The organism is Streptomyces sp. NPDC031049 (genome assembly GCF_055571015.1).
The window spans coordinates 189,138-211,746 of the sequence record NZ_JBVIGC010000011.1; the positions used below are offsets into that span (position 1 = coordinate 189,138).

The 22,609-nt window shown below is 74.6% G+C and carries 22 protein-coding genes; 9 read left to right on the top strand and 13 right to left on the bottom strand.

The genetic code is table 11. The annotated features are described in order from the left end of the window. Positions 1 to 31: 31 nt before the first annotated feature. Positions 32 to 1,450 carry an aminotransferase-like domain-containing protein gene (locus ACZ45Q_RS20255; protein WP_468263004.1) on the bottom strand — a complete coding sequence of 473 codons (1,419 nt, stop codon included), beginning with the start codon at positions 1,448 to 1,450 and terminating at the stop codon, positions 32 to 34. A gap of 144 nt (positions 1,451 to 1,594) precedes the next feature. Continuing rightward, positions 1,595 to 1,954: an ArsR/SmtB family transcription factor gene (locus ACZ45Q_RS20260; protein WP_468263006.1), complete on the bottom strand. Its 360-nt coding sequence runs from the start codon at positions 1,952 to 1,954 to the stop codon at positions 1,595 to 1,597. 79 nt (positions 1,955 to 2,033) lie between these two features. Between ACZ45Q_RS20260 and ACZ45Q_RS20265 the strand changes: the two genes are divergently transcribed. Next, positions 2,034 to 3,176 (top strand): cation diffusion facilitator family transporter, encoded by a 1,143-nt coding sequence (locus tag ACZ45Q_RS20265; RefSeq protein ID WP_468263009.1) that lies wholly within the window; start codon positions 2,034 to 2,036, stop codon positions 3,174 to 3,176. 114 nt (positions 3,177 to 3,290) lie between these two features. On the opposite strand, the gene ACZ45Q_RS20270 is transcribed toward ACZ45Q_RS20265, so the two are convergent. Together ACZ45Q_RS20270 and ACZ45Q_RS20275 are read right to left on the bottom strand one after the other, a co-directional pair. Further along, positions 3,291 to 3,848, bottom strand: a complete 558-nt coding sequence (locus ACZ45Q_RS20270) for a YbaK/EbsC family protein (protein ID WP_468263012.1) — start codon at positions 3,846 to 3,848, stop codon at positions 3,291 to 3,293. A gap of 43 nt (positions 3,849 to 3,891) precedes the next feature. After that, complete coding sequence (locus tag ACZ45Q_RS20275; protein ID WP_468263255.1) at positions 3,892 to 4,464, bottom strand: XRE family transcriptional regulator; 573 nt, start codon at positions 4,462 to 4,464, stop codon at positions 3,892 to 3,894. A 110-nt stretch (positions 4,465 to 4,574) separates the two neighbouring features. Here ACZ45Q_RS20275 and ACZ45Q_RS20280 point away from each other — a divergent pair, with 110 nt between their 5' ends. Continuing rightward, positions 4,575 to 5,432, top strand: coding sequence for an EamA family transporter (locus ACZ45Q_RS20280; RefSeq protein WP_468263015.1), 858 nt, complete (start codon positions 4,575 to 4,577; stop codon positions 5,430 to 5,432). A gap of 43 nt (positions 5,433 to 5,475) precedes the next feature. Here ACZ45Q_RS20280 and ACZ45Q_RS20285 read toward each other — a convergent pair whose 3' ends face one another. Further along, a complete protein-coding gene (locus ACZ45Q_RS20285) occupies positions 5,476 to 6,240 on the bottom strand; it encodes an acyltransferase (protein WP_468263018.1) in 765 nt (254 codons plus the stop codon). A gap of 107 nt (positions 6,241 to 6,347) precedes the next feature. Between ACZ45Q_RS20285 and ACZ45Q_RS20290 the strand changes: the two genes are divergently transcribed. Further along, the gene (locus tag ACZ45Q_RS20290) at positions 6,348 to 6,878 is read left to right on the top strand and encodes a gamma carbonic anhydrase family protein (RefSeq protein WP_468263021.1); all 531 of its coding nucleotides are present in this window, start codon (positions 6,348 to 6,350) and stop codon (positions 6,876 to 6,878) included. 100 nt (positions 6,879 to 6,978) lie between these two features. Here the strand turns inward: ACZ45Q_RS20290 and ACZ45Q_RS20295 are convergent, their stop codons facing one another. The 3 genes from ACZ45Q_RS20295 to ACZ45Q_RS20305 all read right to left on the bottom strand — a co-directional run bounded on the left by ACZ45Q_RS20295 (position 6,979) and on the right by ACZ45Q_RS20305 (position 10,934). After that, positions 6,979 to 7,605 carry a DedA family protein gene (locus ACZ45Q_RS20295; RefSeq protein WP_468263024.1) on the bottom strand — a complete coding sequence of 209 codons (627 nt, stop codon included), beginning with the start codon at positions 7,603 to 7,605 and terminating at the stop codon, positions 6,979 to 6,981. A 105-nt stretch (positions 7,606 to 7,710) separates the two neighbouring features. Continuing rightward, positions 7,711 to 10,224: a beta-glucosidase gene (locus tag ACZ45Q_RS20300; protein WP_468263027.1), complete on the bottom strand. Its 2,514-nt coding sequence runs from the start codon at positions 10,222 to 10,224 to the stop codon at positions 7,711 to 7,713. Positions 10,225 to 10,496: 272 nt separating this feature from the next. Next, complete coding sequence (locus tag ACZ45Q_RS20305) at positions 10,497 to 10,934, bottom strand: DUF4442 domain-containing protein (protein ID WP_468263258.1); 438 nt, start codon at positions 10,932 to 10,934, stop codon at positions 10,497 to 10,499. A gap of 275 nt (positions 10,935 to 11,209) precedes the next feature. Here ACZ45Q_RS20305 and ACZ45Q_RS20310 point away from each other — a divergent pair, with 275 nt between their 5' ends. Continuing rightward, on the top strand, positions 11,210 to 12,238 hold the full coding sequence (locus ACZ45Q_RS20310) for a DUF8017 domain-containing protein (protein WP_468263030.1): 1,029 nt from the start codon (positions 11,210 to 11,212) through the stop codon (positions 12,236 to 12,238). Between the two features lie 28 nt (positions 12,239 to 12,266). Here the strand turns inward: ACZ45Q_RS20310 and ACZ45Q_RS20315 are convergent, their stop codons facing one another. Both ACZ45Q_RS20315 and ACZ45Q_RS20320 read right to left on the bottom strand, forming a co-directional pair. Then, positions 12,267 to 13,112, bottom strand: coding sequence for a spermidine synthase (locus ACZ45Q_RS20315; RefSeq protein WP_468263033.1), 846 nt, complete (start codon positions 13,110 to 13,112; stop codon positions 12,267 to 12,269). Positions 13,113 to 13,170: 58 nt separating this feature from the next. Continuing rightward, the gene (locus tag ACZ45Q_RS20320) at positions 13,171 to 14,610 is read right to left on the bottom strand and encodes a purine-cytosine permease family protein (protein WP_468263036.1); all 1,440 of its coding nucleotides are present in this window, start codon (positions 14,608 to 14,610) and stop codon (positions 13,171 to 13,173) included. A gap of 70 nt (positions 14,611 to 14,680) precedes the next feature. Between ACZ45Q_RS20320 and ACZ45Q_RS20325 the strand changes: the two genes are divergently transcribed. Then, complete coding sequence (locus ACZ45Q_RS20325; RefSeq protein WP_468263038.1) at positions 14,681 to 15,472, top strand: TetR/AcrR family transcriptional regulator; 792 nt, start codon at positions 14,681 to 14,683, stop codon at positions 15,470 to 15,472. Positions 15,473 to 15,681: 209 nt separating this feature from the next. After that, positions 15,682 to 17,319: an amidohydrolase gene (locus ACZ45Q_RS20330; protein ID WP_468263041.1), complete on the top strand. Its 1,638-nt coding sequence runs from the start codon at positions 15,682 to 15,684 to the stop codon at positions 17,317 to 17,319. 54 nt (positions 17,320 to 17,373) lie between these two features. Here ACZ45Q_RS20330 and tuf read toward each other — a convergent pair whose 3' ends face one another. Beyond that, positions 17,374 to 18,558, bottom strand: a complete 1,185-nt coding sequence (tuf, locus tag ACZ45Q_RS20335; protein WP_468263044.1) for an elongation factor Tu — start codon at positions 18,556 to 18,558, stop codon at positions 17,374 to 17,376. A gap of 261 nt (positions 18,559 to 18,819) precedes the next feature. Next, on the bottom strand, positions 18,820 to 19,542 hold the full coding sequence (locus ACZ45Q_RS20340) for a DNA alkylation repair protein (protein ID WP_468263047.1): 723 nt from the start codon (positions 19,540 to 19,542) through the stop codon (positions 18,820 to 18,822). A gap of 49 nt (positions 19,543 to 19,591) precedes the next feature. Between ACZ45Q_RS20340 and ACZ45Q_RS20345 the strand changes: the two genes are divergently transcribed. The 3 genes from ACZ45Q_RS20345 (at position 19,592) to ACZ45Q_RS20355 (ending at position 21,690) form a co-directional block, all read left to right on the top strand. Beyond that, positions 19,592 to 20,362, top strand: a complete 771-nt coding sequence (locus ACZ45Q_RS20345; protein WP_468263049.1) for a TVP38/TMEM64 family protein — start codon at positions 19,592 to 19,594, stop codon at positions 20,360 to 20,362. A 192-nt stretch (positions 20,363 to 20,554) separates the two neighbouring features. Beyond that, positions 20,555 to 21,430, top strand: a complete 876-nt coding sequence (locus ACZ45Q_RS20350) for an undecaprenyl-diphosphate phosphatase (protein ID WP_468263051.1) — start codon at positions 20,555 to 20,557, stop codon at positions 21,428 to 21,430. Between the two features lie 80 nt (positions 21,431 to 21,510). After that, on the top strand, positions 21,511 to 21,690 hold the full coding sequence (locus ACZ45Q_RS20355) for a hypothetical protein (RefSeq protein ID WP_468263054.1): 180 nt from the start codon (positions 21,511 to 21,513) through the stop codon (positions 21,688 to 21,690). A 109-nt stretch (positions 21,691 to 21,799) separates the two neighbouring features. On the opposite strand, the gene ACZ45Q_RS20360 is transcribed toward ACZ45Q_RS20355, so the two are convergent. After that, positions 21,800 to 22,540 (bottom strand): SDR family NAD(P)-dependent oxidoreductase, encoded by a 741-nt coding sequence (locus ACZ45Q_RS20360; protein ID WP_468263057.1) that lies wholly within the window; start codon positions 22,538 to 22,540, stop codon positions 21,800 to 21,802. Positions 22,541 to 22,609 lie beyond the last annotated feature (69 nt).

The following is a 22,609-nucleotide window of genomic DNA, read 5'->3' on the forward strand; positions in this document are numbered from 1 at the left end:
GCAATGTCGCTCGGGCGTCGCCGGCGTCGCGTCAGCGTGGTGCCGGGCCCGCTTCCGGCGGGCCGCCGCGGGCCACCCTCGCGAGCGTTCCGAGGGCCCGTTCGAGCGCTTCGAGGGGTACGGACGCCAGGCCGAGCCGCACGCAGTCCGTCGCCGCGGGGACGGACTGCGTGCGGTTGTCCGTCGCCCCGGGGACGGCGGGGCCCGACGACCCGGCCCGGCCCGGCCCGGCGGCCGGCACCGCGAAGGACGGTCCGGGCGTCACCGCGATGCCGTGGGCGGCCGCGGCGGCGGTGAACGTGTCCGCCCGCCACGGCTGCGGCAGGCGCCACCAAGCGTAATAGGCCCGCGGGTCGGCCTGGACGGCGAATCCCCGCAGGTGCTCGCCGACCAGCCGTTGCCGGCGTGCGGCGTCGGTGCGCTTGGCCCGCACCAGCCGCGTGACGGTGCCGTCCGTCATCCACCGCTGGGCCGCGTCCAGCGCGAAGCGCCCCGCGGTCCAGCCGCCCGACCGCAGTGCGCCGCCCACCTCCCCGGCCCGCCCGCCGGGTACGGCGAGGAAGCCGACGGTCAGCCCCGGGGCGACCCGTTTCGACAGTCCGTCGACCACGTACGTGCGCTCGGGGGCGTGGGCCGCGAACGGCTCGGTGCCGTGCGCGAGGAAGGACCACACGCGGTCCTCGACGACCGGCAGGTCCGCCTGGCGCACGTGATCCGCCAGTCGCCGGCGGCGGTCCTCCGGCATGGTCGCCGACGTCGGGTTGTGCAGCGTCGGTTGCAGGTACAGCGCCGACAGCGGCGCCCTGCGATGGGCCTCGGTCACGGCCTCGGGAAGGATGCCGTCCGCGTCCCCGGCGAGCGGGACCAGGGTGGCGCCGAGCCGCGCCGCGATGTCCTTGACCAGCGGATAGGTCAGCGTGTCGATGCCCACCCGTCCACCCGGCCGGACCAGTGCGGCCAGCGCGCCGGCGATGGCCTGGCGGGCGTTGCCGGTGAACAGGATCCGGTCGGGCGGGGGCCGCCATCCGGCTGTCGCGAGCAGGGCGGCGGTCGCTTCGCGTGCGGCCGGCGTGCCCGCGGCCGGTGCGGTACGGGTCGCCTCCGCCAGCACGTCAGGGCGCAGCAGCGGTGCCAGGGCCGGGGCGAGGAGACCGGCCTGGTCCTCCGCCGTGGGGTAGTTGAGCTCCAGGTTGACCGGTGCGGTGGTGGACGGCTCGGCGAGCGCCCGGCCGGACGGTACGGGCGCGGCCCGCACGAACGTTCCGCGGCCGACCTCGCCGACGACCAGTCCGCGCCGGACGAGTTCGGCGTAGACCCGGCCGGCCGTCGACGGCGCGATCCCCCGGCGGCGCGCGAAGGCCCGCTGCGGGGGCAGCCGCCGGCCCGGCTCGAGCCGCCCGCTGAGGATGTCGGCGGCGATCCGGTCGGCGATGCGCTGGTAGTCGTGCACGTCACCAGTAAACCCCCGGCCCACTCACGCCCCGCCCGCACGGACCGCTCCGCCCCCGCGCGAGACCCGCGCGCGGTCGTTCCGCCCTCCCTCGGGGCGGGGACCGCCGGCTGAGGCGCGGGCCGCACCCGTCCCCGGCCGGCCTCAGTCGTGGGCCGGCCGGTCGCCGAGACGGTGGTCGGCCACGTTCAGCGCCTCGCCCACCAGCCGGCGCAGATGTCCGTCGCGCAGCGAGTAGACGACCCGGCGGCCCTCCTTGCGGCTGTGCACCAGACCGGCCAGGCGCAGCCGGGCCAGGTGCTGGCTGACGGCGGGCCGGGCCGCGCCGCACGCCTCGGTCAGCGTGGTGACGTCCGCCTCCCCCGTGGTGAGGGTGTGCAGCAGCGCGAGCCGCGTCCGGTCGCCGAGCAGGGCGAGGAGTTCGGCGGCGAGCGCCAGTTGCTCCTCGCTCGGGGTGTGCGGATGCGCATCGTGCGCATCTGATAGGTGCATGCGTGCGCTCATACGCACATAATGGGGCCGTGGGCGTCGCACGTCCAGCTCCGTGACCGACGCGACCGGATCACGACCGGAAGGGGAATCCGTGAGCGACCAGCACGACGAGGGGCACCGGCACCGCCACCACCACCCCGAGGGCCTCCGGCACCACGACCGCCACGACCACCACGGCCACCACGACAGCCATCGGCGCCAGGACGGCCCCGGCGGTCCCGGGCACCACGACCACCCGCGCACCGCCGGACGGCGTCACCGTCTCGCCCATCTCCTCACGCCGCACTCCCACGCAAGCGCCGACAAGGTGGACCCGGCCCTGGAGTCCTCCGCCCGCGGTCTGCGCGCGCTGTGGGTGTCGCTGGCCGTGCTCGGCGCGACGGCACTGCTCCAGGCGCTGGTCGTGGCCGCTTCCGGGTCGGTGGCGCTGCTCGGCGACACGGTGCACAACACCGCGGACGCGCTCACCGCCGTCCCGCTGGGCGTGGCCTTCCTGCTGGGCCGGCGCGCGGCCACCCGCCGCTTCACCTACGGCTACGGCCGGGCGGAGGACCTGGCGGGCCTCGTGATCGTGCTGACGATCGCCGCCTCGGCGGTCTTCGCGGGGTGGACGGCGGTGGACCGGCTGCTGGACCCGCGCGACGTCGAGCACGTCCCGGCGGTCGCGGCGGCCGCGCTGGTCGGCTTCGCCGGCAACGAGTGGGTGGCCCGTTACCGCATCCGCGTCGGCCGTGACATCGGCTCCGCCGCGCTGGTCGCCGACGGCCTGCACGCCCGTACCGACGGCTTCACCTCCCTGGCGGTGCTGCTGGGCGCCGGGGGTGCGGCTGTGGGCTGGCGGCTCGCCGACCCCCTGGTCGGGCTGGCCATCACGGCCGCGATCCTGCTGGTGCTGCGGGACGCGGCGCGCGAGGTGTTCCGGCGGATGCTGGACGCCGTCGACCCGGCGCTGGTGGACCGCGCGGAGCGGGCGCTGCTGGACGTGCCGGGCGTGCGGGAGGTCGGCGAGCTGCGGCTGCGTTGGATCGGGCACCGGCTGCGCGCCGAGGTCGCGGTCGTGGTGGACGGCGAGGCGACGCTGCGTCAGGCGCACCGCACCGCCGTGGACGCCGAGCACGCGCTGCTGCACGCCGTGCCGCGCCTCACCGCGGCCCTGGTGCACGCCGATCCGGCGCCGGCACCGGGTGAGGCGGACCCGCATCTGGCGCTGGCCCACCACACCACGCCGGCCTGACGCCCCTGGCCGACCTGACCCACTGGCCCACCGGCCCATTGACCCACTGACCCACCTGACCCACTGGCCCACAGGCGCCCGGCCCGTCGCGGGGCCACCACGCGGGCCCCCGGGTCAGGCGACGCCCAGGCCCTCCAGGACCACCGCGCCGGGCAGTTCCGCGAAGGCCTTGCCGGGCACGAGCAGCTTGCCGCGCCGGCGTCCGCTGCCGACGAGGACGTAGGGCAGGTCGACGACGGCCGAGTCCACCAGCACGGACCAGGCCTCGGGCAGTCCGATCGGGGTGATGCCGCCGTACTCCATGCCGGTCTCGCCGGTGGCGGTGTCCATGGGGGCGAAGGAGGCCTTGCGGGCGCCCAGGTGGCGGCGGACGACGCCGTTGACGTCGACGCGCGTGGTGGAGAGCACCACGCACGCGGCGAGCGTGGTCCCGCCGCCCCGCTTGCCCGTGACGACCACGCAGTTGGCGGACTGTTCGAGCAGCTCGCGGCCGTAGTGCTCGACGAAGACGGCGGTGTCGGCCCACTGCGGGTCGGTGTCGACGTAGACGATCTGGTCGGCGGGGACGCTGCCGCTCCAGCGGCGTACGGCGTCGGCGACCGGGGCGGTCAGCTCGTCGAGGGCCTCGGGGGCGGGGGTCGCGGTGTCGAAGTGTCCGATGGGTGCCTGCATGCCGGCACGCTAGCAAGGGCGGCCGGGGCGGTGACCGGCCGTCTCAGCGGACGGGCGGCACCGAGACGGCCATGATCATCTCCATGGGCACCTCACCCGCGTTGCCGTAGCCGTGCGGGGTGTTGGCCTCGAAGGAGGCGCTGGCGCCGGCCGGGACGCGGTACTCGGTGCCGTCCACGGTGAGGGTCAGCTCCCCGGCGGTGACGTGCACCAGCTCGACCGTGCCCGCGGGGTGCGGGTCGGAGGGGCTGGACTCGCCGGGCATGAGCCGCCAGTCCCACATCTCCACCGGGCCGGGGGCCTCGGTGCCGGCGAGCAGGCGGTTGTAGCTGCCGGCGTCGGTGCGCCACAGCCGGACGGCCTGTTCGGCGGGGACGATGCGGACGGCGGGGCCCTGCTCGTAGTCGAGGAGGGTGGTGATGCTGACGCCGAGGGCGTCGCCGATCTTGACCACCGTGCCGAGGCTGGGGTTGGTGCGGGCCTGCTCGATCTGGATGAGCATGCCGCGGCTGACGCCGGCGCGGGCCGCCAGGGCGTCCAGGGTGAAGCCGCGCTCGGCGCGCCAGCGCTTGACGTTGCGGGCCAGGGACTGGGTCAGCAGATCGAGGTCCGACACGTTCCGTCCGTCGTCGTGGTCCATCATTTTGGATGACAGGGTGCACCAGACTGAACTATGGTCTGCTGCACCCGATCGTCCACCGAACTGTACTGCGAGGCCCTCCCGTCATGACAGCGCTCTTCGCCCTGGCCACCAGCCTGCTGTGGGGTCTAGCGGACTTCGGCGGCGGGGTGCTGACCCGGCGCACTCCCGCGCTGACGGTGGTCGTGGTCTCCCAGACCATCGCGGTCGCGGTGCTCGGCGCGATCGTCGTCGCCACCGGGGCCTGGAGCGAGGCGACACCGAGGCTGTGGTTCGCGGTGGCCGCCGGTCTCGTCGGGCCGGTGGCGATGCTCGCCTTCTACAAGGCGCTCGCCCTTGGCCCGATGGGCGTCGTCTCGCCGCTCGGCTCGCTCGGCGTCGCCGTCCCGGTCGCCGTGGGCCTGGTGCTCGGCGAGCGCCCCGGGCTGCTCCAGTTCGCCGGCATCCTCGTCGCCGTCGCCGGCGTGGTGCTCGCCGGCGGCCCGCAGCTGCGCGGCGCCCCGGTGCAGCGGCAGGCCGTCGTCCTCACCCTGGTCGCGGCCTTCGGCTTCGGCGCGGTGATGGCGCTGATCGCCGAGGCGTCGACCACCCTGACCGGGCTCTTCCTCGCTCTGTTCGTCCAGCGCGTCACCAACGTCGCGGCGGGGGGCCTCGCGCTGTTCGTGTCCGTGCGGCGCGGCGCTCCCGCCCTCGGCCCCGACGGCTTCCCGTGGCGCGCGCTGCCGGCGCTGGCCTTCGTCGGCCTCGCCGACGTCGCGGCCAACGGCACCTACTCGCTGGCCGCCCGGCACGGTCCGGTCACCGTCGCCGCGGTGCTCGCCTCGCTGTACCCGGTGGTGACGGCCCTGGCGGCGCGCGGGCTGCTCAGCGAGCGGCTGCGCGGCGTGCAGGCGGCGGGCGCCGGGCTCGCCCTGGTGGGCACGTTGCTGCTGGCGACGGGGTGAGAACGGGCCGGCACGGCGGCAGCCGGAAAGCCGGCGCGCCGGGTCAGGACTCCGCGTCCAGCCGGGCCAGGTCCGCGACCGCGGCCTCGTCCAGCTCGGCCAGGGCGCGCAGTTGGCCCGGAGTGGTCCCGTCCGGTATGGGCACCGGAGCCGGGGTCCGCAGCGGCGGCTGCCAGCCCTCCTCGGAGGTCCAGCGGCGTACGACCCGGGCGGGGGCGCCCGCGACCACGGCGTGGTCGGGCACCGTGCCCCGCACCACGGCGCCCGCGGCCACGACGACGTTCCGGCCGATGCGGGCGCCGGGCAGGATCACCGCGCCGGTGCCGATCCAGCAGCCGGGCCCTATCTCGACCGGCTCCATCCGCGGCCACTGTTTGCCGATGGGCTCATGGGGGTCGTCGTAGGAGTGGTTGGTGGACGTGACGTACACGTACGGCCCGAAGTAGCAGTCGCTGCCGATCGTGACGGTGGTGTCGGCGATGACGTGGCTGCCCCGGCCGAGGACGACGCCGTCGCCGATGCGCAGGATCGGCTCCGGACCGAGGTCGAGGTCGGGCATGAGCCCCGCGGTCAGCGTGACCTGCTCGCCGATGATGCAGTGGGCGCCCAGCTCGATCCAGGGCTCGCCGAAGACCGTGCCGAGCGGGAAGGCGAGCCGGGTGCCGGTGCCCAGCGCGCGGAACCGGAAGCGTCCGGGCCGCTCGGCGGTGACGGAGCCCGTGCGCTGCACCCAGGCCCAGCCCGCGTGGACGGCCCGCTGTACGAGGCGGCCCCGCCAGGACGAGAACGTGTTCTTGCGCTTCGGCACCCGCTCACGGTACTCAGCGGGCGCGCCGGCCACGGGGCGGGAGCCCTGTGATCTTCACCCCACCGGGTGGCGTACCGTGCCGTACATCACCCGACCAGGAGGCGACGATGACGCACAAGGCGCTGATCACGGGCATCGGCGGCAGAGACCCGAAGGTGGACGAGGAGGCCTTCGTGGCGCCGACGGCCACCGTGATCGGGGACGTGACCCTGCACGCGGGCGCGAGCGTCTGGTACGGGGCGGTGCTGCGCGGCGACGTCGAGCGGATCACCGTCGGCGCGAGCAGCAACGTCCAGGACAACTGCACGCTGCACGCCGACCCCGGCTTCCCCGTCACGGTCGGCGAGCGGGTCTCCATCGGGCACAACGCGGTGGTGCACGGTGCCGTCGTCGGCGACGACTGCCTCATCGGCATGGGCGCGACGGTCCTCAACGGCGCGGTGATCGGCGCCGGTTCGCTGGTGGCCGCGCAGGCGCTGGTGCCGCAGGGGATGGAGGTGCCTCCGGGGTCGCTGGTCGCGGGGGTGCCGGCGAAGGTGCGGCGGGAGCTGACGGAGGAGGAGCGGCAGGGCGTCACCCTCAACGGGACGATGTACGCGGCGCTGGCCGGGGAGCATCGGGACGCGGTGGCGGACTGACCGTGGTGGGCGGCCTGCGGGTGGGGGCTGGCTGCCGTGGGCGGCCCGCGGGTGGTTCGGTGGTCGCTCGCGCCGTTCCCCGCGCCCTTCGGGGGCGCTGCTACTCGGCCGCGGGGAGCGGCTCGGCCCGCTTCGCCGCCTTCCTCTTCAGCACCAGCACGGAGACCGTGCCGACCAGGACCGCCGCCACCAGACCCACCCAGGAGAACCGCTTCAGCCAGGGCTCGGCGACGATGCCGGCGTAATGGACGACGGCGGTGGTGCCGCCCGCCCAGACGATGCCGCCGAGGACGTTGGCGGTCAGGAACTTCCCGTACGGCATGCGCAGCACACCGGCGAGCGGCCCGGCGAAGATGCGCAGCAGGGCGACGAAGCGGCCGAAGAACACCGCCCACATGCCCCACCTCCTGAAGGACCGCTCGGCGGTGGCGATGTGCGCCTCGCCGAAGTGACGCGGGAACCTGCGGCCCAGCCGGGCCAGCAGCCCTCGGCCGCCCTTGCGGCCGACGGCGTAGCCGACGGAGTCGCCGGCCACGGCGCCGGCGACCGCGCAGATCCCGAGGACCAGCGGGTCGACGCCGGTGTGCTGGGAGGACAGCAGCGCCGCCGAGACCAGGACGATCTCGCCCGGCAGCGGAATGCCCAGGCTCTCCAGTGCGATGACCAGGCCCACCGCGGCGTAGACCGCCGCCGCGGGCACCGTGCCGAGCCACTCCTGGACGTGCACCGCCGTCCTCCCTCGTCGAGACACCGTCTTGTCGGGACGCCACCGGGGCCGGCCGCCTCGGCCGCCCCTGTCCGCCCCCGCTACCCCGGGAAGGGTACTTGGCCGCTACATGGAACCGACGTCGGCACTCGTCCTGAGCCGCAGGTCCCCCGCCGACGCCCCGACCCACACGGTGCGCCGGCCGGTGCCGCGCACCCAGTCGTGGCGCTCCGGGTCCCAGCACGCCAGCGTGCGCCCGCCGACGTGCACGGTGATCCGGCGTCGTTCTCCCGCACCCAGGGCGACCCGCCGGTACCCGGCCAGCGTCCGCACCGGCTGGTCGAGCCGCAGGCCGGGGGCGGGTCCGACGTACACCTGCGGCACCGCGATGCCCTCCCGCTCACCGGTGTTGCGCACGGTGAAGCTCACGTCGAGCCCCCCGCGGGCCGCCCGGGCCCGAAGGTCCTCGTAGGCGAAGGACGTGTACGACAGTCCGTGCCCGAAGGGGAACAGCGGTCGCACGCCGCGCGCGTCGTACCAGCGGTGGCCGGTGTGCACGCCTTCCGAGTACTCCTGGACGCCGTCCACGCCGGGGTAGCGCACGGGGTCGGCGGCGACCGGGTGGTGGGCGTCGTCGGCGGGGAACGTCTGGGTGAGCCGCCCGCCGGGGTCGCGGTCGCCGAACAGGACGGCGGCGGTGGCCGCGGCACCCTCCTGGCCGGGGTAGTACATCTGGAGCACGGCGCCGGTGCCGTCCAGCCACGGCATCGTGGTGGCCGACGAGGTGTTGAGGACGACGGTGGTGCGCGGGTTGGCCCGGGTGACGGCCTCGATCAGCCGCTCCTGGTTGCCGGGCAGGGCGAGGGTGGTGCGGTCCTGGCCCTCGGTGGCGTCCTCGTAGGCGAAGAGGACCACGTCGTCCGCGGCGCGGGCGGCCCGCACCGCCTCGGCCACGTCGGCCGCGCGGGTCGCGCCGGTGATGTGGCGCAGCCTGAAGAGCTGGCCGCCTTCCCCGCCCTCCGCCACGATGCGCAGCCGGTGCGGGCCCGCGGCGAGCGTCACGGTTCTGCGGCGCACGGCGAGGCCGTCGGGGGCGGTGGTGACCAGCCCGCCGGCGAAGTACTCGGTGTAGCCGGGGGCCATCGGGAAGAGGTCCTCGCCGTCCAGCAGGACCTGGGGCCGGTCGGCCGGGGCCGCGGAGTAGTGCAGGACGAACGTCCACGCGTCGGCCTCGTCGACGGTGAGCGTGCCGTCGTACGTCCACCTCCGCCCGGCGGCGACGCGGCGTTCCCCGGTGTCCAGGGCCGGGGCGAGGGCGGTGGCGGGCAGCCGCTTGCCGAAGACGTCCTCGCCGAGCGCGTACGTCACGCGGGCGGCGCGGGGCCCGATGACGTCGAGCGGGCTGTCGGCACGGTCGGGGACGACGTGTGCGCTGCCGCCGCCGCTGACCAGCGGCCGGGCGCCGGTGGGGCCGATCACGGCGATGTGGCGGCCCGGCGCCAGGGGCAGGGTGCCGCGCTCGTTGCGCAGCAGGGTCGCGCCGGCCTCGGCGACCTCGCGGGCGACGGCGGCACCGGCCGCGGCGTCGCGCGCGGGACGTGGCGGCGGGGCGCCGTCCAGGAGCCCGAAGCGGTCCATGACGGTCAGGACGCGGCGCACGGCGCGGTCGACGTACCGCTCGGGTACGCCGCCGTTCTCGACGGCCTTCCGGAGCGCCTCCCCGAAGTGCTTTCCGTCCGGCATCTCCATGTCGAGGCCCGCCGTGAGCGACGCGGCGGTGCTGTGGGTGGCCGACCAGTCGCTCATCACCCAGCCGTCGAAGCCCCATCGTCGGCGCAGCACGTCGGTGAGCAGCGTGGCGTTCTCGCACGCGTGCGTCCCGTTGACCTTGTTGTAGGCGGCCATCACCGCGCCGGTCCCGGCGGCGACGGCAGCCTCGAAGCCGCGCAGTTCGACCTCGTGCAGGGTGCGCTCGTCGACGCGGACGTCGATGGTCTCGCGGTCCTTCTCCTGGTTGTTCAGCGCGAAGTGCTTGACGGTGGCGACGAGCCCCTCGCTCTGGATGCCCTCGATCTCGGCGGCGACCAGGTCGGCGGCGAGCAGCGGGTCCTCGGCGAAGGTCTCGAAGTTGCGGCCCGCGTACGGGGTGCGGATGAGGTTGACCATCGGGGACAGCAGCACGTCCTGGCCGAGGGCGCGTCCCTCGTGTCCGATGACCCTCCCGTAGCGGCGGGCCAGGTCCGGGTCGAAGGCGGCGGCCAGCAGGACCGGGGCGGGCAGGGCGGTGGCGTGCGCCGTGACGCGGACGCCGGCCGGGCCGTCGGCGAGCCGCAGCGGCGGGATGCCGAGGCGTTTCACTCCGGGGACGTAGCCCGCCTGGCCGAGCGGTGCGGGGTCGGTGGCGCCGTGCAGCAGGGAGACCTTCTCGGCGAGGGTCAGCCGGGCCAGGAGCCCCTCGACGCGCGGGCCGGCGCCTGCGTCGGCGGGCCCGGCACCGGCGGCGGCGGACGCCACGGAGGGAAAGCCGCTGCTGGACGCCGCCGCGACGGCGACGGCACCGGCCAGGAGGCGCAGGGTGGAGCGCCGGGACGGGGGCCGGGAGGACGGGTCCGGGGTGGTCCGGGAGACGGGATCGGTCATGCGCCGTGGCTCCTTCGTGCGTGCGGGATCTGCGCGCACTATGCGCCACAACCGACCTGACGCCCCGTTGGCCCCGATTGCCCCGGCGGGTCTCCCCGCGCCGCTGGAGAGACGGACCAGGGCCCCGTCCGGGCGGTGTCGCACCCGGACGGGGCCCCGAAGCCGGGGGTTCCGGCGGCGCTTCTGCCATCGCGGGCACGCCGCGGCACCCTCGCACCGCCCTCACCCTCATCCTCGCCGTCGGTGGCGGTGACCGTGGCGGTGGCGGTGGTTCAGCTGTTGGGCCGCAGCGTCCAGACGACCGTCATCTCGCCGGTCACGGCTCCGTCCTCGCGCTGGATGGCGACCGCCACCGGGAACTCGGGCCGCTTGCCCTCGTCCAGTTCGGCGACGACGTCGGCGATCGGACGGCCCAGCGTCGCCGTCGCCGTGACGGGACCCAGCGCGATCTTCTTGAACGCGATCTCGGCGTTGACGGGAAGCGGCACGGCACGGGAGAGCTGGTCCCCGAACGCGGCCAGCACGATGGCGCCGCTGGCCGACTCACCGAGGGTGAACATCGCCCCGGCGTGCGGCCCGCCGACGTGGTTGCGGTACTCGCTCTGGTCCGGCAGGGCCAGCACGGCCTTCTCCGGAGTGGTCTCCAGGTACTCCAGGTTCAGCGTCCGAACCATCGGCACCGTCGCGGCGAGCAGCTCGCCGATCGACATCTGATCTGCGCTCATGACCGACAGGTTACCCGCGAGTAGCTTCCGGGGCCAGATCCCGGCGGCGATCACCGTGCGCTTGCCGCGCAAGTGGCCGGGAGAACAGTCGCCCGCTGACGAGGGACCACGGCCGGCCGTCGCGGGCCGGAAGACCGTGGTCAGCCGAGATCCGGGCGTCGCCTTCGACGCGCCGGCCGCTCGGGAGCGGCCGTTTCGGTACGTCCCTGACAAGGGGCAGTGACCGAATCGTGTCCCGGACGCGGATAGGGTTGCTGCCCATGTGGCCAGGACAGCAGCCGCCCGGGGGCGAGCAGAACCCGCAGCAGAACAATCCGTACCAGCAGCCGGGGTACCAGCAGCCGAATCCGTACCAGCAGCCCGGCTACCAGCAGCAGCCGAACCCCTATGCGCAGCAGCCGCAGTGGGGCCCGGCGCAGCCGGCGGGCTCCCCGCAGCCGCCCACCCAGGGCGGCGGCGGTGGCGGCGGGAACCGGACGAAGCTGGTCGCGATCGTGGCGGCCACGGCCGTGGTGATCGCCGCCGGCGTCACCGGGTTCCTGGTGCTCGGCGGCGACAAGGACGACGAGGCGGGCGGCGGCAAGGACGCCAAGCCCACGGCGAGCAAGTCCGCCGAGCCCAGCGGGTCCACCGAGCCGAGCCCGTCGGGCGGCGGCGACAACCCGCGGGGCGACGGCGAGCTGAAGCCCACCGTTCCCGGCTGGAAGGTGGTGGCCAACCCGCGCTTCGGCACCATGTTCGACGTCCCGCCGGAGTGGGAGATCGAGAAGACCGGCACCAGCGTCGGCTTCGAGTGGGAGGCCGAGGACGGCGAGATGGACCGCACCACGGTCACCGCCCCCGCCTATCTGAAGTCCAAGTGGTGCACGACCGACGAGGACAAGGACGGCCGCGAGGAGGACACCGCGCTCGTCACCGCCGGCACGCGCGGCGAGAACGGCGCGAAGACCGCGCAACAGGCGGCCGAGACCCGCGTGCCGTGGTGGATCTTCGGCGGTTACACGCAGCCCGACAAGAAGAGCGTGAAGTACGGCAAGCCGAAGCCGTACAAGACGGCGTCGGGCATCGAAGGCAGTCTCGCCACGGCGCACTCGGAGAACACCCCGCAGAAGGGCAAGTGCGCCACCGACGGCAAGGCGGTCACCTTCGCCTTCAAGAACGGCGCCGGCGACTTCGTCACCTGGAACCTCTACGGCGCCAAGGGCGTCGACGAGGAGATCCCGCAGAAGACGATCGACAAGATCCTCAGCACGGTGCGCCTCACGGAGGAGCCTCCGACGGGGTCGTGACCCCGGGAACCGGGCCGGGCCCGCGCCCTCAGCCGATGCCGAAGGCCCCGTCGGGGGGCTCCGGTGACGGTACGGCGTCCTCGTCCCGCACCGGCCGCGCGTCGCCGACGAAGTCCCGCAGGGCACTTCCGTGTGCGACGCGGGCCGGGAAGGCGTCGGCGGCGGTCAGCCGGATCAGGGCGGCCGTGTCCAGGGGGCGGTGCGCGGCCACGAGCACGGCGTTGCCGAAGCGCCGCCCGCGCAGCACCGCCGGCTCGGCGATCAGCGCCAGCTCCTCGAACAGCGAGGCGAAGGTGGCCAGTTGCGAGCGGAGGAAGGCGAACGGCGCGGCGTCGGGGAGGTTGGCCAGGTAGACCCCGTCGGCCCGCAGCACCCGCTCCGCCTCACGGGCGTAGCCGAGGGACGTCAGGTGCGCGGGCACGCGGGAGCCGCCGAAGACGTCGGCGACGAGGACGTCGGCCGTGTCCGCCGGGGCCGCCGCCAGCCAGGCCCTGGCGTCGGCCGTGTGCAGGGCGACGCCGGAGCCGTCCGGCAGCGGCAGCTGTTCGGCGACCAGTTCCAGCAGGCGCCCGTCGGCGTCGACGACGTCCTGCCGGGAGCCGGGCCGGGTCGCGGCCAGGTAGCGGGGCAGGGTGAGTGCGCCGCCGCCGAGGTGCAGCGCGTCCAGCGGGCGTCCGGGCTCGGCGACGGTGTCCAGGACGTGCCCGAGCCGGCGCGCGTACTCGAACTCCAGGTGGGCCGGCTCGTCCAGGTCGACGTACGACTGCGGTGCCCCGTCGACGGTCAGCAGCCAGGCGCGCCTGCGGTCGACGTCGGGCATCAGCTTGGCGGTGCCGTGGTCGACCACGCGGCTGACCGGGAGGGGCTCGTTCACGGGCACCATTGTGCCGCCGCCCGGGGCGCTCAGGGCCACGGTGCTCACGGCCCGGTGCTCACGGCCCCGTGCGCAGGGCGCGGGTGAGCACCGCGTACAGCGCGGAGGCGACGAGCAGCCCGACGGGCAGGGCCAGGTCCACGCCGCCCAGGACGCGGGCGACCGGGCCGGTGTAGAGGGTGTCCACGCACAGGGCCGACGCGGTGACACCGCCGACGAGCGCCAGTGCGCCCGGGAGGCTGTACCCGCCGGTGTACCAGAAGGGGCTGCCGCGGGTCTCGTCCGCGAGGGCCGGACCGTCGTAGCGGTTGCGGCGCAGGACGACGTCGGTGGCGTAGACGGCCATGGCGGGGCCGAGCAGCACGACGGTGAGCTGGAGGACGTTGCTGACGGTGTCGAGGAAGTCGGAGACCAGGAGCCCGTAGAGGGTGAGGGCGACCGCGGCGGTGCCGTCGACGAGCACGCTGCGGGAGCGGCGGATGCGCAGGCCGACGGCCTGGAGGGCGAGTCCCGCGCTGTAGGCGGTCAGGGCGTTGATGGCGACGGTGCCGAGGACCAGGGCGAGCAGGAACACCGGGTGGAACCAGCCCGGCAGGATCCGCTGGAGGCCGGCCTGCGGATCGCTCATGTCGACGGCGGTGGCGGCCAGGGCGCCCAGGGAGCACACGGCCGCTCCGGGCAGGGAGCCGCCGAGCGCCGTCCAGCCGACGACCGCCTTCGCCGACGTGGTGCGCGGCAGGTAGCGGGCGAAGTCGGCGCTGGTCGTGTACGACAGCGGGCCCGAACCGACCAGGGTGACCCCGGCGATGAGCACCGCCCACAGCTCGGTGCCGGTCAGTGGTTCGGCGGGGGCGTGGGAGAAGTCGGTGTGCCCGAGCACCGCGACCGCGACGACGGCGAAGACCGCGGTCAGGACCAGGGTGATCGGGAGGTACAGCTTCATGATCGCGGCGTGGCCGTAGACGCCGATGGCCAGGGTGAGGGCGGCGACCACCAGCACCACGGCGATCTGCACGCCGGTGGTGGCCCGGACGCCGGCCATCTCGACCAGGGCGAAGGCGGCGGTCGCGGCGGCGGCCAGGTTGAGGGCGAAGTAGCAGACGGAGATCAGCCAGCCGACGATCGCGTTGTTCACGCGGTTGCCGCGGATTCCGTAGACCGCGCGCGTGATCACTTCGCTCGGCGCGCCGGCGGCCGGCCCCGAGACCGACAGCAGACCGGTGAGCACCCAGAACAGGTTGCCCGCCACGATCACGGCGAGGGCCTGCCACAGGCTCAGGCCCATCAGGACCAGGGCCCCGCCGACGACCAGGTTGAGGTAGTTCACGTTCGCCGCCGCCCAGACGGAGAACAACTGCCGGGGCCGGCCGTGGCGTTCGGCGTCGGGGATGTGGTCGATGCCGTGCGCCTCCACGCCGCCCGCCCGGCCCGAAGGGGGCCGGACCTCCTGGTGTGCGGCGCGGGCGCCGGGTTGCGGGTCGCCGATCGTGGACGCCATGGGCCCCTCCGGGTGTGCTGTTGTCACCACCTGCTTGCTTGTTGGTCGCACACTCAATAGCATTGATTCCATGGCGTCAAGCGTTCCGAACAAGCGAATCCGTAAGTCTCCTCCCGAAAGACGTGCGGAAATCGTTGCGGCAGCCGCGAGGGTGGCTCTGAGCGAAGGGCTGGAGTGCATCACGCTCCGCCGGATCGCCGAGGAGCTGGCCGTCCGGCCGGGACTGATCAGCCACTACTTCCCCGCGGCCGAGGAACTGGTCGCCGAGGCCTACGGCAGCGCCGTCGGGTCGGAACTCGACGACCTCCTCCCGGCCGACCGGGGCGACGCCACGTGCACCCGGCACCTGGCGCGCTTCCTCGCCCGCACGTCCGGTCCGGCCTACGACGACATCAGCCGGCTGTGGCTCAACGCCCGGCATCTCAGCCGCTACCGTCCGGCCCTGTGGCAGCGGGTCGCCGTCCAGGAGGACGCCTGGCGGGACCGGCTCGCGGGCCTCGTCCGCGAGGGGGTGGAGCGGGGCGAGTTCCACACCGCGGACCCGGTGCTGACGGCGGTGCACATCCTGGTCGTCCTCGACGGCATCGGCATGCTCGTCAACAGCGCCTCGACCGCCGACGACCCGCCCGCCGTACGCGAGCTGCCGCTCAGCACGGCGGAACGCGAACTGGGCCTGCCCCGGGGCACGTTGAAGGCCGCCGCCGCTCCCGGCGGGCCGGCGTCCCCGCCCGGTGCCACCACGGACGCCGGCTCCGCCACGCACGCCGGCCCCACGGCGGACGCCGGTCCCACCACGGACGCCGGCTCCGCCGCGGAAGCAGGCCCCCCTGACGGCCCCCGCTCCCCCTCCGTCCCCGGCTAAGGATCCGCCCGCCGCTCACCCGTCCGTCCCACCCGGTTTCCGCGCCCGGGGATTCGTCCCCGATCCGGTATCCGACCCCCGACCCGGCATCCGCCCCACCCGGCGTCCGGCCCCGGCACCCGACCCCACCCGGCCTCCAACCCCCGACCCGACACCCCGCCCCCACCCGGCGCCCGCCTCCTCCCCGCGTCCGCCCCTAGGAGACCTCTGTGCAGTCCCCCGCGCGCACCTCGCTCGTCCTGCTCTCGGCCCGTCTGCTGGACCCGGTCACCGGCCGGTTCCTGCCCGGGACCGCCCTCGCCGCGGCCGGCGGCCGGATCACGGCCCTCGGCGACGACCGGGAGATCCGCGCGCTCGCGGACCCCTCGGCCACGGTGATCGACCTCAAGGGCGCCGTGGTGACCCCGGGCCTGGTCGACGGGCATCTCCACCCGGTCCACGGCGCCGACCTCACCCACGGCCTCGACCTGTCGGCCTGCGCCGATCTGGAGCAGGTGCGGGCGGCTCTGGCCGCCGAGGCGCGCTCGCTCGCGCCCGGCGCGTGGCTGCGCGGCTGGGGCCTGGACCCCAACGTCTTCGGCGACGGCCCCGCCGGCATCGCGCCGTTCGACGACGTGCTCGACGGCGTACCCGCCCTCCTGCTGCTCTTCGACGCGCACTCCATGCTGGCCAGCAGGCGCGCGCTGGAACTCGCCGGGGTGGACGGGCCGCGCACCTTCGACCAGGCCTCGGCGGAGGTGGTCTGCGACGCCGACGGCCGGCCCACCGGGCTGCTCCTGGAGGACGCCGCGTGCGAGCTGGTCGAGCGCGTCGCCCCGCAGCCGAGCCGCGAGGAGCGCCGCGAGCGGCTGGCCTCGACGCTGCGCGGCATGGCCGCCGCGGGCCTGACCGGCGGGCACGTCATGGACGCCAACGGCGACAGTCTCGCCTTCTTCGCCGAACTGGACGCCGCCGGTGAGCTCCCGCTGCGGCTGCGTGTCGCACCGTGGTGCCAGCCCGGCACGGACGCCGACGGGGTGCGCGCGCTGATCGAGCAGCAGGGGACGGGCGGCGCGCTGTGGCGGACGGCCGGCGTCAAGATCTTCATGGACGGCACCGTCGACAACGGCACCGCCTGGCTGGAGCACCCGGACTGCCACGGCGAGTCCACACACGCCTTCTGGCCGGACCCGGAGGTCTACACCGGGATCGTGGGCGAGCTGCACCGGGCCGGGGTGCCGACCGCCACGCACGCGATCGGTGACGCGGCGGTGCGCCATGTGCTCGACGCCGTCGAGAAGGCGCAGGCCGAGGGCGGGCGCGGGGTGCGGCACCGGGTGGAGCACATCGAGACCGTGCCGGACGACACGCTGCGCCGGTTCGCCGGGCTGGGCGTCGTCGCGTCGATGCAGCCGACGCACTGCTGCGACTTCACCCGCGCCGACCACACGGACAACTGGTCGCGCCGGCTCGGCGAGGAGCGGGCCTCCCGCGCCTGGCGCTGCCGCGACCTGGTCGACTCCGGCGCCACGGTGGTCCTCGGCTCGGACTGGCCGATCGCCCCGTACCCCCCGCTGGGCGTGCTGGCCGGCGCCCGGCACCGCCGCCCGGCCCGGGACCTCACCCAGCCGCCGCACGGCCCGGAGCAGGCGCTCACCGCCCTGGAGGCGCTCCAGGGCATGACGGTCAATGCCGCGTACGCGGCCGGCGAGGAGCACGAGGCGGGCCGGATCACCGTCGGACGGCGCGCGGACCTGACGGTCCTGGCCGCCGACCCGCTGACCACGGAGGCCACCGAGCTGCCCGGGGTGCCGGTGCTGCTCACGGTCGTGGACGGCCGGCCGACCCACCGCGACGCGAGCCTCTGACGGACGGGGTCCGCCTCCCGTACGGCCTGAGGGAGGCGGACCCGTGGACTCCGGTCAGCCCGCGCGGTCCACGGTCGTCACGGTGCCCGCGCCGACCGTCCGGCCGCCTTCGCGGATCGCGAAGCCGTCACCGGGCTCCAGCGGCATCGGGCGTCCCAGCTCGACCGCCATGGTGACGGTGTCGCCGGGCCGGGCCACCCCCGCCTCGCCGAGGTCGATGTCACCGACGACGTCGGCGGTGCGCAGGTAGAACTGCGGGCGGTAGCCGGTGGTGACCGGCGTGGTCCGGCCGCCCTCGCCCGCCGACAGGACGTACACCCGGGCGGTGAACCGCCGGGCCGGCTTCACGCTCGCGGGCGCCGCGACCACGTGCCCGCGGCGGACCGCGTCGCGCGGCACCCCGCGCAGCAGCAGGGCCACGTTGTCACCGGCCTGGGCCTCCTGCATCGGCCTGCCGAAGGTCTCCAGACCGGTGACGACCGTCTCGACGTCCGCGCCGACCACCTCGACCCGGTCGCCGACGCGGACGGTGCCGCGCTCGACGGCGCCGGTGACGACCGTGCCGCGGCCGGTGATGGTGAGCACGTTCTCCACCGGCAGCAGGAACGGGGCGTCCAGATACCGCTCGGGCATCGGCACATAGGTGTCCACGGCGTCGAGCAGCGCCTCGATCGACGCGGTCCAGCGCGGGTCCCCCTGGAGGGCCTTCAGTCCCGAGACCCGTACGACGGGCACGGCGTCGCCGCCGTAGCCGTGCGCGGTGAGCAGCTCGCGGACCTCCAGCTCGACCAGGTCGGTCAGCTCCTCGTCCCCGGCGTCGGCCTTGTTGAGGGCGACGACGACGTGGTCGACGCCCACCTGCCGGGCGAGCAGCACGTGTTCGGCCGTCTGCGGCATGATGCCGTCCACCGCGGAGACGACCAGGATCGCCCCGTCGAGCTGCGCGGCGCCGGTGACCATGTTCTTGACGTAGTCGGCGTGGCCGGGCATGTCGACGTGCGCGTAGTGCCGGGTGTCGGTCTCGTACTCGACGTGCGCGATGTTGATGGTGATGCCGCGCGCCGCCTCCTCCGGGGCGCGGTCGATACGGTCGAACGACACGTACCGGGTGGTGCCGGCGCCGCGGTCGGCGAGGACCTTGGTGATGGCGGCGGTCAGGGTGGTCTTGCCGTGGTCGACATGGCCCATCGTGCCGATGTTCAGATGCGGTTTGGTGCGGACGTACGCCGTCTTGGGCATGGCGGTACCTCGAAGCCTGGTGATGGTGGTGGGGACCCCGGTCGCTCGCCGACCCTCCCCCTGCGGGGTCCGCCGGACGATCCGGGGAGGGTCAGCTTCGGGCGCCGTCGACGGCGGTCAGGAAGGTGGGGACGGCAGCCTTCGGGGCATCCGCGGCGGCGGATGCGGCGAGGTGGAAGGCGTACCGGAACATGGCGTCGATCATGGCCGACGCGGGGTCCGGCGTCGAATGGTTTTCCGCGCCGAGGGGGTGGCGGCCCGTCAGGCTCCGGTGTTCTTCAGCGCCTCCCGCACCGACAGCGGCGCGAAGCGGTGCCCCTCGCGGGCCAGGAAGCCCCGCACGGCCTCCGGGTCGGTCTTGGCGTATTCGCGCAGGGACCAGCCGATCGCCTTGCGGACGAAGAAGTCGGGGTGGCCGCACTGGCGCAGGCAGTGGGCGAACAGGCGCGCGGAGTCGGTGCGCTCCTTGTAGCGCAGCTGGTGGAGCAGGGCCGTGCGGACGAGCCAGCGGTCGGCGTCCGCGCTCCAGGCGTCCATGTCGGCGGTGAGCGCGGGGTCGGCCGCGACCAGGCCGCCCACCACGTGCGCGGCGAGCAGGTCGACGGTGTCCCACCAGGGCGCGGTGGTGATCAGGTGCCGGGCGACGGGCAGGAAGCCGGAGGAGCAGTGGCGCACGTGCCGGCGCAGGTAGTCCACGGCGAAGTAGTGGTACTCGCGCTCGGGCAGCCGCCAGCAGCGCAGCGCGATCGCGGTGCAGTCCGCCTCGGTGGGGCGGGGTGTGCCGTCGAGGACGGTGCGGGACAGGGCGCGGCGCTCGGGGGTGGCCAGGCCCAGGAAGGGGGCCACGTCCTTCATGTAGGCGGCCATCGTCACGGCGCGCTCGGGGTCGGCGGCGGCGGAGTAGGCCGCGGTGAGCCGCTCCAGCACGGTGTCGGCGAGCGGACTGCGCGGTACGGCGTGAGGTGCGGCACCTGTGACGCTCATGGGACCCACCCTACGGCGATCACACACGTTCGTCGGTTAATGTCACCGGATGCTCGATGCCACCACCCGCTCTGGGGGCACCGCCGCGGTCTCTCCCCGGACCGCCGCCGCAGAACTCGCCGTCGCCGGACCCGCCGCCCCGGCCCCATCCGGTGCGCGCGCGGCGAGAGTTCTGCTCTCGCCCTGGTCCCGGCTCGGTCTGCTCGTCCTGCTGCTGGCCTCCGCCGGATGCGCCGTGCTGCTGTTCCAGCCGCAGAGGCTGCTGACGGACGGCTGGCCCCAGCAGCTCGGCGGCGTCGCGGCGGCGATCGCCTACGCGGCGGCGTACGGGCTGTGCACCGTCGCGTTCGTGCCGCGCCCGCTGCTGAACCTCGCGGCGGGTGCGCTGTTCGGCTCCCAGCTGGGGCTGGGCTCGGCGCTGGCGGGCACGGTGCTCGGCGCCGGGATCGCCTTCTGCCTGGGCCGGGTGCTGGGCCAGGACGCGCTGCGCCCGCTGCTGCGCGGCAAGTGGCTCAAGGCCGCGGACGGCCAGCTCAGCCGGCACGGCTTCCGCTCCATGCTGGCGGCGCGACTGTTCCCGGGCATCCCCTTCGCCGCGTCGAACTACTGCGCCGCCGTCTCCCGCATGGGCCTGCTGCCGTTCCTGCTGGCGACGGGCCTGGGGTCGATCCCGAACACCGCCGCCTACGTCGTCGCGGGCGCCCGCGCCTCGACGCCGACGTCACCGGCCTTCCTGATCGCGCTGGCCTGCATCGCCGTGCCGGCTCTGGCGGGTGCCGTGGTGGCCTGGCGCAAGCGGCACCGGCTGCGCGGGCACTGACCCCGCCCGTGCGCGGTCGCCCGGCCGGACGCCGGGGGCCCGGCGGCGGTGTGACCCGGCCCGCCCCTGTGCCGTGGTCTTCACTTGGGGGCGCTACGCTGCCCCTCGGCACGCTCGGAGCCGATCACCGCACAGGGCGGCTCGGCGTGCTCATCGACCGTTTCTCGATCGGCACTTGGACTCCGTAACTTCATGTCTTGGTTCGAATCACTCATCCTCGGACTCGTCCAGGGGCTGACCGAGTTCCTCCCCGTCTCGTCCAGCGCGCACCTGCGCCTGACCGCGGCGTTCTCCGGCTGGCACGACCCGGGCGCCGCCTTCACGGCGATCACCCAGATCGGCACGGAGGCGGCGGTGCTGATCTACTTCCGCGACGACATCGGCCGGATCCTGTCGGCGTGGACCAGGTCGCTCACGGACAAGGCCATGCGCAAGGACCCGGACGCCCGCATGGGCTGGCTGGTGATCGTCGGCTCGATCCCGATCGGTCTGCTCGGCGTGACGCTGAAGGACCAGATCGAGGGGCCCTTCCGCGACCTGCGGATCACCGCGACGATGCTGGTGGTGGTCGGTCTGATCATCGGCATCGCCGACCGGATGGCGGCGCGCGACGAGACCGGCGGCCGGCACCGGGCCGCGAAGCCGCGCAAGGAACTGCACGAGCTGGGCGTCAAGGACGGCCTGATCTACGGCCTCTGCCAGGCCGCGGCGCTGATCCCGGGCGTCTCCCGGTCCGGCGCGACCATCAGCGGCGGTCTCTTCATGGGCTACCGCCGGGAGGCCGCGGCGCGCTACTCGTTCCTGCTCGCGATCCCCGCCGTGCTCGCCTCGGGCCTGTTCGAGCTGAAGGACGCCATGGAGAGCGACCACATCTCCTGGGGCCCGACGATCTTCGCGACGATCATCGCCTTCGGGGTGGGCTACGCGGTCATCGCCTGGTTCATGAAGTTCATTTCCACGCGTAGCTTCATGCCCTTCGTCTGGTACCGCGTGGCCCTCGGGATAGTGATCATCGTGCTGGTCAGCATGGGGATACTGTCCCCGGACGCGGGCGAGCCGGCGCACTGACCCGCCCGCCGGGGACGGGACCGGCGGGTGCGTAGCCGTCCGGTAGCGCAGTGTCAGTGCTTGCCCCTAGGCTTGCCCGCATGTCCCCCGAATTCCCGTCCCCCGGTTCCGTGCGGTCTGCCGCGGAGCTGAACGAGCAGATTCGCGCCCTGTGGATGCGTGCGGGCGGCACACTCTCGGCACAGGAGCGCGCGGAGTACGAGTTACTGGTCGTGAAGTGGGCCGCCGCGATCCGCGGCGAGGTCGTCGAGGCCGCCTGACCCGACGGCCCGCCGACCGGGCGGGCCGACCGCCCAGTCCCCGTCTCCGTGCGTCCCGCCCCGTTGCCCCGCCCTCGTGCCCCGTCCCGGCGTCGCGCGCCGGGGCGGCTCAGCGTCCGCCGGCCACCCGCAGCACCGCCCCCGTCGTGTACGAGGCGTCGGGGGACATCAGCCAGGCGACGGCCGCGGCGATCTCCTCGGCGCGGCCGGCGCGCCGCAGCGGGATCCCCGGAGCCATCTGCCGGACCCGGTCCGGCGCCCCCATGGCCGCGTGCATGTCGGTGTCGATCAGCCCGGGCGCGACCGCGTTGACCCGGATGCCGTCGGGGCCGAGCTCCTTGGACAGGCCCACGGTCAGGGCGTCGATGCCGGCCTTGGTCGCCGCGTAGTGGACGTACTCCCCCGGGCTGCCGAGGGTCGCCGCGCCCGACGAGACGTTGACGATGACGCCGCCGCCCCGCGGGGTCATCAGCTGCGCGGCGCGCCGGGCGCACAGCAGCGTGCCCAGCAGGTTCACGTCGAGGACCCGCCGCAGGTCCGCGGGGTCGCTGTCGGCGAGCCGGCCCAGCGGACCGGTCACCGCCGCGTTGTTCACCAGCCCCGTGACCGGTCCGAGCCGCGTCTCGGCCGCCTCGAAGAGCCGGTCGACGTCGGCCTCGGCCGAGGTGTCCCCGCGGACGGTGAGCGCCCGTCCGCCGGCCGCTCGGACACCGTCCGCCACGGTCTCGGCCGCCACCTCGTCGCGGACGTACCCGACGACGACGTCGTGGCCGTCGGCCGCGAGCCGCAGACAGGTCGCGGCGCCGATACCACGGCTGCCGCCGGTGACCACCGTGAGGGGACGCGACATGAGTACCTCCTGGACGAGCAGCCTCACCGATCCGCCCGAGCGGTGCCGAACGGTTCGATCGCCGGCCGA

What these genes read in the sequence shown, in the direction of transcription:
- ACZ45Q_RS20355 (WP_468263054.1), top strand. Translation starts at nt 21,511, where the DNA reads ATGTCCCCCGAATTCCCGTCCCCCGGTTCCGTGCGGTCTGCCGCGGAG.
- ACZ45Q_RS20350 (WP_468263051.1), top strand. Translation starts at nt 20,555, where the DNA reads ATGTCTTGGTTCGAATCACTCATCCTCGGACTCGTCCAGGGGCTGACC.
- ACZ45Q_RS20260 (WP_468263006.1), bottom strand. Translation starts at nt 1,954, where the DNA reads ATGAGCGCACGCATGCACCTATCAGATGCGCACGATGCGCATCCGCAC.
- ACZ45Q_RS20360 (WP_468263057.1), bottom strand. Translation starts at nt 22,540, where the DNA reads ATGTCGCGTCCCCTCACGGTGGTCACCGGCGGCAGCCGTGGTATCGGC.
- ACZ45Q_RS20320 (WP_468263036.1), bottom strand. Translation starts at nt 14,610, where the DNA reads ATGGCGTCCACGATCGGCGACCCGCAACCCGGCGCCCGCGCCGCACAC.
- tuf (WP_468263044.1), bottom strand. Translation starts at nt 18,558, where the DNA reads ATGCCCAAGACGGCGTACGTCCGCACCAAACCGCATCTGAACATCGGC.
- ACZ45Q_RS20305 (WP_468263258.1), bottom strand. Translation starts at nt 10,934, where the DNA reads ATGTCGATCGGCGAGCTGCTCGCCGCGACGGTGCCGATGGTTCGGACG.
- ACZ45Q_RS20290 (WP_468263021.1), top strand. Translation starts at nt 6,348, where the DNA reads ATGACGCACAAGGCGCTGATCACGGGCATCGGCGGCAGAGACCCGAAG.
- ACZ45Q_RS20345 (WP_468263049.1), top strand. Translation starts at nt 19,592, where the DNA reads ATGCTCGATGCCACCACCCGCTCTGGGGGCACCGCCGCGGTCTCTCCC.
- ACZ45Q_RS20300 (WP_468263027.1), bottom strand. Translation starts at nt 10,224, where the DNA reads ATGACCGATCCCGTCTCCCGGACCACCCCGGACCCGTCCTCCCGGCCC.
- ACZ45Q_RS20325 (WP_468263038.1), top strand. Translation starts at nt 14,681, where the DNA reads ATGGCGTCAAGCGTTCCGAACAAGCGAATCCGTAAGTCTCCTCCCGAA.
- ACZ45Q_RS20310 (WP_468263030.1), top strand. Translation starts at nt 11,210, where the DNA reads ATGTGGCCAGGACAGCAGCCGCCCGGGGGCGAGCAGAACCCGCAGCAG.
- ACZ45Q_RS20270 (WP_468263012.1), bottom strand. Translation starts at nt 3,848, where the DNA reads ATGCAGGCACCCATCGGACACTTCGACACCGCGACCCCCGCCCCCGAG.
- ACZ45Q_RS20280 (WP_468263015.1), top strand. Translation starts at nt 4,575, where the DNA reads ATGACAGCGCTCTTCGCCCTGGCCACCAGCCTGCTGTGGGGTCTAGCG.
- ACZ45Q_RS20340 (WP_468263047.1), bottom strand. Translation starts at nt 19,542, where the DNA reads ATGAGCGTCACAGGTGCCGCACCTCACGCCGTACCGCGCAGTCCGCTC.